Origin of the sequence: Kineosporia sp. R_H_3, assembly GCF_002198675.1 — a bacterium.
Taxonomy (GTDB): domain Bacteria; phylum Actinomycetota; class Actinomycetes; order Actinomycetales; family Kineosporiaceae; genus R-H-3.
Genome location: NZ_MWLL01000194.1, coordinates 21,300 through 28,641, shown reverse-complemented (window position 1 = coordinate 28,641; position 7,342 = coordinate 21,300). Strand labels below are relative to the sequence as shown.

Genomic DNA, 7,342 nt, shown 5'->3' with positions numbered 1-7,342 from the left:
CCGCGCCCGAGCCGGTCGCCGTCGAGCCCGAGCCGGCCGTCGACCCCGAGCCGGCACCCCTCCCCGCGCCGCACCCCTTCGCGGGCGAGCTGGCGCACCCTGACGCGACGCACGCCGTCCCGCACCCCCGCGGGCACCGCCAGCCGTCGCCGCGGCAGCGCCAGGTCCTCCGGGAGGCGTCGCTGCGGTTCGAGCACCCCACCGACCGCTTCGGCATCGCCCAGGTGGCGACCGAGGAGGCCCTCGCGCTCGTCGAGGCCGACATCGCCTCGCTCGTCGTCCGCTCGGTCGAGGGTCCGCGGGTGCTGCGCCAGGACCCCGAGGGGATGGGCATCTGGGGCGCGAAGACGCTCGCGGCGCTCATGAACCTGGGCCGTCCGCTGCGCAAGGTCATCGAGGGCGACCCGCTCTCCGGCGGCGGTCAGACGGCGCTCCTCGTCGTCCCCGTGCCGGCCGCGGGCACCGTCGCGGGCACGCTCGTCGTCCGCCGCACCACCGGCCGCGCCTTCTCGCCCGCCGAGCAGGACTGCCTGGAGCGGCTCGCCCGGATGGCCGGCGCCGCCCTGGACACCGCGGCCCGCCGCGGCATGCTCGTCGGCCAGGGCCGGCTCGACCCGGTGACCGGGCTCGCGCACCGCGACCGGCTCGTCGAGGACCTGCGCGCCGCGCTCCTCACGAGCCAGACGCACGGCATGCCGACGAGCCTGCTGGCCGCAGAGGTCACCGGTCTCGCGGAGCTGCGCGAGGCCGAGGGCCGGCCGGCCGCCGACGAGGCCGTCGCCGCGCTCGCGGCCGCGCTCACGGGCACGCTGCGCGTCGGGGACGTCCCCTACCGCTTCGGGCTCGACGAGTTCGCCGTCCTGCTGCCGGCGACCCAGGAGGAGGACGCGCCTTCGGCCGCCGCCCGGCTCGGTGCGGCGATCGACGCGCTCGACCTGCGCCCGGGCGGGCGCCGGCTGCGGCTGCGCACGGCCGTCGTCCCGGTGACCGGCGTCGCCGAGGACGTCGTCCTGCGCGCCATCCGCGCGCTCGCGGCGGCCGAGCGGCCCTCGGTCGAGGCCTGACGGGGCCGGGCCCGTCCCGCTCCGCGGTCCCCGCTCGTTCGGGGCCGCACAGTTCGGCGACAATGGCCCGACCGTGCGCCCCGGCACGGTCGCCCAGACCGGTCGCCCCTCAGGAGGGTCCGTGCCCCGCCCGCTCGTCGCGATCCCCGCGCGCTTCTCGCAGTCCGCGTCGGCGCTGCGCTACCGCGCGATCGTCAACGCCCGCGCCCTGTCGGAGGCGGTCCTGCGTGCCGGCGGGGAGCCGCTGACCGTCCACCCGTGGGCGCCCGGCGGCGTCGCCGACCCCGCCGAGGTCGCCGACCGGATGGCGTTCGCGGACGCCGTCCTGCTGCCGGGCGGCGGGGACCTCGCCCCGGCCACGTACGGCGAGGCGAGCGCCCACGACGAGGTCTACGACGTCGACCCCGAGCAGGACGCCTTCGACCTCGCCGTCGCCGCCTGGGCCTTCGCCGCCGGCGTCCCGGTGCTCGCGATCTGCCGCGGTGCCCAGGTCGTCAACGTCGCGCTCGGCGGGGCCCTCGAGCAGCACATGGACGAGCCGCACCGGCACTACGTCGACACCGTCGCCATCAGCGACGACGCCCTCGCGGGCGTCGTCGGCGCGAGGACGATCGAGGCCTCCTGCTACCACCACCAGTGCATCACGCGGCTCGGCGCCGGTCTCGAGGTCGCGGCGACCGCGGTCGACGGCACCGTCGAGGCCGTGGCCGCGCCGGGCCGGCCGGGCTGGTTCGTCGGGGTCCAGTGGCACCCGGAGGACACCGCCCACGAGGACGCCGGCCAGCAGGCCCTCTTCGACGCGCTCGTCGCGGCGGCCGTCAGGAGGCCGTGAGCCGCAGGTCGAAGCTCACGTCGCTCGACGACGGGGCCTGCTGGTGCACCTCGACCGCGACGACGTTCGTACCCGCCCGGAGCACCGAGACCGGGACGTCGACCTCGGTCCAGGCGCTCTCGTCCGCCCCCGCGACGTTGACCGTGGCCCGCGTCGTCGGCGTCAGCGCACCGGCCGGCAGGTTGCTGCGCAGCACCTCGACCCCGTTGACGTAGACCGCGGCGCCGTCGTCCCGGACGATCCCGAGCCGCAGCGCGGCGACCCGGCCCACGTCGGCCACCTCGAAGGCGCGGCGGAAGTAGTACGTGGTCCCGCCGGTCGGCAGCAGCGTCCGCTCGTCGCCGTCGCCGAACCCGAGCTGGGAGGAGCCGCGGGCCCACGTGCTGTCGGCCGCGCCCGGCGCCGTCCAGTCCGCGGCCGGCGGGGTGCGCCCGTCGAGCCAGGCCCAGGTGTCCCCGGACGACACGAGCGGCCCGGTCCCCGCGACGGTCGGCACGAGCTCGGCGTCGAAGGACAGGTCGCTCGAGGACGTGCTCGCGTTGTGGACCTCGACGGCGAGGACGTTCGTGCCGGCGACGAGGGCTGACGACGGCACGGCGAGACTCACGAACGCCTTCTCGGCCGCCCCGGAGACGTCGCTCGACGCCGGCGTCGTCGCGGTGACCGGGCCGGCGGGCATGTTCGACCGGGCCACCTCGACCCCGTTGAGGTAGGCGACCGCGCCGTCGTCGCGCTGCAGCAGGAGCGTGAGCCCGGTGACCTGCGCCGGGTCCCCGACGGCGAACGAGCGCCGGAAGTAGCTCGTGAGCCCCTTCGGGCTGACGACGGTGCCCTCGTCCCCGTCGCCGTACCCGAGCTCGGCGTCCCCGACCGACCAGGTGGTGTCGTCGAACGCGGGGTCCCGCCAGGTGGTCCCGGCGTCCGTGCCGTCGGACAGGTACCGCCACGCCGTCTGCGGCGTGACGAGCGACGTCGACGGCGGGCGGGTCGTCACGGTGAGCGGCGCGCTCGCGGTCGACCAGTTGCCGGCGCTGTCGCGGGCCTCGACGGTGTAGGCGTACGTCGTCGCGGGCACCACGTCGCGGTCGACCCACGAGGTGCCGCCGAGCAGCGCCACGACCGCGCCGTCCCGCCGGACCCGATAGCCGGAGACCCCGCGGTCGTCGGTCGAGGCGGACCACGCGAGCGTGACCCGGGTGTCCCGGACGGGGGCGGCGACGAGACCGGTCACCTGTGCGGGGGCGGTCGTGTCGGCCGGCTCGGGGGTGACGGCGAAGTTCGTGTACCGCTGCCGCGTCGTGTCGGCGTCGACCCGGGTGAAGCCGCCGCCGACCCGCAGCACCGCGGGCTCGGCGAGCAGGTCCCAGACACCGAGGTCGTAGAGGATCCTCGGCGCCCAACCCGCGACGACGCCACCGGTGACCGCGTCGAGCGCGGCGATCCCGGCGCGTGGCTGCCCGCCGAACGCGGTGTCGAAGTGGCCGCCGACGACGAGCGTGCCGCCGTCGAGCGCGACCGCCTGGACGTCGCCGTCCGTCGTCGTCTGCCACAGCCGCTGCGCCGTCGCGACGTCGTACGCGACGGCCCGGCCGCCCGGGCCGCCGACGCCCGCGTACACGGCGGTGTCGGACGCCGCGAGATCGTAGACGTAGCAGGGGTTCGAGGTGTCGGAGCACCCGGCGGGCGGCCGCCACGCGGTCGCCGCACCGGTCGCGACGGAGACGGCGCCGAGGTAGTCGCGGCTCTGCCCGGCGAGGGTGCGGAACTGGCCGCCGACGTAGAGGGTCGTGCCGTCCGGCGACGCCTGGAGGGCCGCGACGTTCGAGTCCGCCTGACCGGCCCAGCCGGCGACGAGGGCCCCGGTGCCGGCGTCGACGGCGGCCAGCCGCAGCCGGGTCGTGCTGTTGACGCTGCTGAAGTAGCCGCCGAGGAACACCCGCCCGCCGATCCGCTCGAGGGCCAGGACGGTGCTCGCGGGCCGCGGGGCGAAGGTCGTCGAGACCGCACCGGAGGCCAGCGACACGAGCGCGAGCCGGGCCCGGGCCGCGCCGCCGACCGTCGTGAAGGCGCCCCCGACGTACACGCCCGTGCCGTCGGCCGAGGGCTCGAGGGCCCGGACGACGTCGTTCGCGCCGGGGTTCCAGGGCAGCAGGGCGCCGGTCGTCGCGTCGAACGCGGCGAGCCGGTTACGGCTCACCGTCGTCGCGCCGTTCGGGCTCCAGAGCGCCGTGAAGGTGCCGCCGATGACGACGGCGTCGCCCACCCGGGCGACGGCGTAGACCCGGCCGGTCGTCGGTGTCCAGGTCAGCGTCGGCGTCGACGCGATCGCTGCGGACGCCGGTGCCACGCCGGCCCCGACCGTCACGAGCACCGTCGTCAGCGCGACGGCGAGCAGCCGGGCCGGAGCCCTCCCCGAGATGACCATGCGTCGACGGTAGGGACCGGCCGCGAGCACGGTCACGCACTGCAGCCGGTCCTCACCTGTTCGGCCGACCCGATGACGCGGATGTCATCCGAACGCGCGCGACGTCGTCCGCGGGGCCCTGCTCGCCGCGCCTGCGGGCACTCGCGGTGACCGGGGGTCAGGTGTTGGGGTCCTCGGCCGGTGCGGTGCCGTCGAGCGTCTCGAGGTGCTGGATGATCTTGCGCAGGGACGTCGTGAACGTCTCGAGGTCGGCGCTGCTCAGCGCGGCGACGGCCTGCGTCTCGTGCGAGTTGAACAGCGGGAACAGCTCGTCCATGAGGCGCCGGGCCCGCGGCGTGAGCGACAGGAGCACCCGCCGGCCGTCGCCGGGGTGGGCCCGCCGCTTGACGAGCCCGCGGCCTTCGAGGGTCGTCACGACACCGGTGAGCGTCGACTTGGAGATCCCCGCCTCGGACGCCGCGTGCCGGGTCTCGATGTCGTCCCAGACCCAGACGACCCACAGCACGACCCAGGCGGTCCAGGTGAGGCTGTGCGCCGCGAGCACGGTGCGCTCGAAGTGGTTCCGGACGACGCCGGCGGCCCGGTAGAGGTTGCCGATCGCGGCCATGGCGCCACGGTCGATCGGCAGACCGCTGAGGCGCTCCTCGACGGCCTGCTCCGTCTGCCCCAGGGTGTACTGACCGGTCACGGCATCCCCTTCCGCACCTGCTGGTCCCCTGTACCGCTGTGTCCTGCCGTCGTGCTGCCCCTGCTCGTCCTGCCGTCCTGCCCCGTCGGGCGATCCTATGCCCCGGGACCCCTACCCCCGGGGAGGTCGGAGCGCGGGGCTCGCGCGAGACTGGGGCGTGACCGGACCGGGCAGCACCGCAGCGGCCGGGGTCGGCCTGCGGTCCGAACGGGGCCCCGTCCTCGCGGCCCTCATGCTCACGCTCTCCCTCGTGGCGATCGACGGGACGGTCATCGCGACCGCCGTGCCGTCGATCGTCAACCAGATCGGCGGCTTCTCCCAGTTCCCGTGGCTCTTCTCCGCCTACCTGCTCACCCAGGCGGTGACGACGCCGCTCTACGGCCGGTACGCGGACGTCGTCGGGCGCCGTCCGGTGCTGCTGCTGGGGATCGGGCTGTTCGTCCTCGGGTCGCTGCTGTGCGGTGTCGCCTGGAGCATGCCGGTGCTCGTCGCCGCCCGCGCCGTCCAGGGGCTCGGTGCGGGCGCCGTCCAGCCGATGGTCATGACGATCGTCGCCGACATGTACACGGTGCAGGAGCGCTCGAAGGTCCAGGGCTACGTCGCGTCCGTCTGGGGTGCCTCGGCGGTCATCGGCCCGCTCTTCGGGGGCTTCGTCGTCCAGTACGTCTCGTGGCGCTGGGTCTTCCTCGTCAACCTCCCGCTGGGTCTGCTCGCCGCGGTGATGATCGCCCGGCGCTTCCGGGAGAAGGTCGAACGGCGCGAGCACCGGCTCGACGTGCTCGGTGCGGCGCTCCTCGTGCTCGCCTGCAGCCTCGTCATCCTCGGCCTCCTCGAGGGTGGCGTCGCCTGGGCGTGGACGGGCCCGGCGGGCATCGCCGTGCTCGGCGGCGGGCTCGTGCTCCTCGTCGTCTTCGTGCTCGTCGAGCGCCGCGCGCCGGAGCCGGTGCTGCCGCTGTGGGTGCTCTCCCGCCGGGTGCTCGTCGCGGGCAACCTCAGCCAGGTCGGGGTCGGCGTCATGATCGTCGGGCTGTCGTCGTTCGTGCCGACCTACGTCCAGAACGTGCTCGGGACCGGCCCCGTCGTCGCCGGTCTCGCGGTCGGGGCGCTCACCATCGGCTGGCCGATCGCGGCGAGCCAGTCGGGCAAGGTGTACCTGCGGATCGGCTTCCGGGACACCGCGCTCATCGGCTCGGCCGTCGTCCTGCTCGGCTGCTGCGCGAGCACGCTCTGGGGCGCGGGGACGTCGGTCTGGTGGGTCGCCGCGACGTGCTTCGTCATCGGCCTCGGGATGGGCTTCGCCTCCGCGCCGGTCGTCGTCGCGGTGCAGTCCGTCGTCGGCTGGGAGCAGCGCGGCGTCGTCACGTCGACGAACATGTTCGGCCGCACGGTCGGCAGCGCCGTCGGGGCCGCCGTCCTCGGTGCCGTCGCCAACGCGACGATGCTCGGCCGGCTCGGTGCGGCGCCGTCCGCCGTGGGCGAGGTCCCCGACGACCTGGACGCCGCGACCGCCCTGCTCGTCGACGGCACCGGCACCGAGGCACTGCGCGAGGTCGTCCGGCAGGCGCTCGCGGTCGCGATGCACCACGTCTTCGTCGGGCTGGTCGTCGTCGCGGCCGTCATCGCCCTCGGCGTCGCGGCCATGCCGCGGCGCACCCGCACCCTCGACGGCGACGAGGTCCTCGAGCAGTAGCCCGGCCCGGGCCGCGCGGGTCCGGGACGGCGGCGCGCCCGGCTTCAGATTCGTACAAGAACGCCGGAGCCCCGGGTGGCTACGTTCGCCCGCATGGACGTGGACGCCGCGACACAGACGATGATCGACAACATCCCGGCGAGGACCGGACGGCCGCTGGACGAGTGGTTCGCGCTGCTCGCCGCGGCGGACCTGGACGCGCACGGGCGGTCGGTGGCGTGGCTGAAGAGCGAGCACCAGGTGTCGCACGGCTTCGCGAACCTCATCGTCACGCTGTTCCGCAGGGCCGGCGGGCCCGCCCCGACGGTCGACCCCGTCGACGCGCAGTACTCGGGGGCCAAGGCGGCGCTGCGGCCGCTGTACGACCGCCTCGTCGAGGCGGCCCGGTCGCTCGGTGACGACGTCGAGGTCGCGCCGAAGAAGACGGGCGTGTCCCTGCGCAGGGCGAAGCAGTTCGCCCTCGTCGAGGCCCCCAGCCGCAGCCGCGTCCAGGTGGGGCTGAACCTGCGGGGGAAGCCGCCGACGGAGCGGCTGCGCGACGCCTCCGGGATGTGCACGCACCGGGTCGACGTCACCGCGGTGGACGAGGTCGACGACGAGCTGGTCGGCTGGTTGCGGGAGGCCTACGACCGGGCCGGGTGAC

6 protein-coding genes are annotated in these 7,342 nt (G+C 75.5%); 4 read left to right on the top strand and 2 right to left on the bottom strand.

Annotated elements, in window-relative coordinates:
- Positions 1–1,064: diguanylate cyclase domain-containing protein (locus tag ECOMGDLI_RS23980; RefSeq protein WP_143447886.1), on the top strand; the 1,064-nt coding region annotated here is incomplete at its 5' end.
- Between the two features lie 121 nt (positions 1,065–1,185).
- A complete protein-coding gene (locus ECOMGDLI_RS23975) occupies positions 1,186–1,896 on the top strand; it encodes a gamma-glutamyl-gamma-aminobutyrate hydrolase family protein (protein WP_088319376.1) in 711 nt (236 codons plus the stop codon).
- On the opposite strand, the gene ECOMGDLI_RS23970 is transcribed toward ECOMGDLI_RS23975, so the two are convergent.
- Complete coding sequence (locus ECOMGDLI_RS23970) at positions 1,883–4,321, bottom strand: fibronectin type III domain-containing protein (protein WP_143447885.1); 2,439 nt, start codon at positions 4,319–4,321, stop codon at positions 1,883–1,885. The genes ECOMGDLI_RS23975 and ECOMGDLI_RS23970 overlap by 14 nt on opposite strands.
- 157 nt (positions 4,322–4,478) lie before the next feature.
- Entirely contained in the window at positions 4,479–5,009 is a 531-nt protein-coding gene (locus tag ECOMGDLI_RS23965) for a MarR family winged helix-turn-helix transcriptional regulator (protein ID WP_088319374.1), read from the bottom strand.
- A 157-nt stretch (positions 5,010–5,166) separates the two neighbouring features.
- Here ECOMGDLI_RS23965 and ECOMGDLI_RS23960 point away from each other — a divergent pair, with 157 nt between their 5' ends.
- Together ECOMGDLI_RS23960 and ECOMGDLI_RS23955 are read left to right on the top strand one after the other, a co-directional pair.
- Complete coding sequence (locus ECOMGDLI_RS23960; protein WP_233153612.1) at positions 5,167–6,699, top strand: MFS transporter; 1,533 nt, start codon at positions 5,167–5,169, stop codon at positions 6,697–6,699.
- A gap of 93 nt (positions 6,700–6,792) precedes the next feature.
- Complete coding sequence (locus ECOMGDLI_RS23955) at positions 6,793–7,341, top strand: DUF4287 domain-containing protein (RefSeq protein WP_088319372.1); 549 nt, start codon at positions 6,793–6,795, stop codon at positions 7,339–7,341.
- Position 7,342: the final 1 nt, after the last annotated feature.

Bases quoted from the DNA above. Each gene is read 5' to 3' on its own strand.
- ECOMGDLI_RS23970 (WP_143447885.1), bottom strand. From the start codon at position 4,321: ATGGTCATCTCGGGGAGGGCTCCGGCCCGGCTGCTCGCCGTCGCGCTG.
- ECOMGDLI_RS23955 (WP_088319372.1), top strand. From the start codon at position 6,793: ATGGACGTGGACGCCGCGACACAGACGATGATCGACAACATCCCGGCG.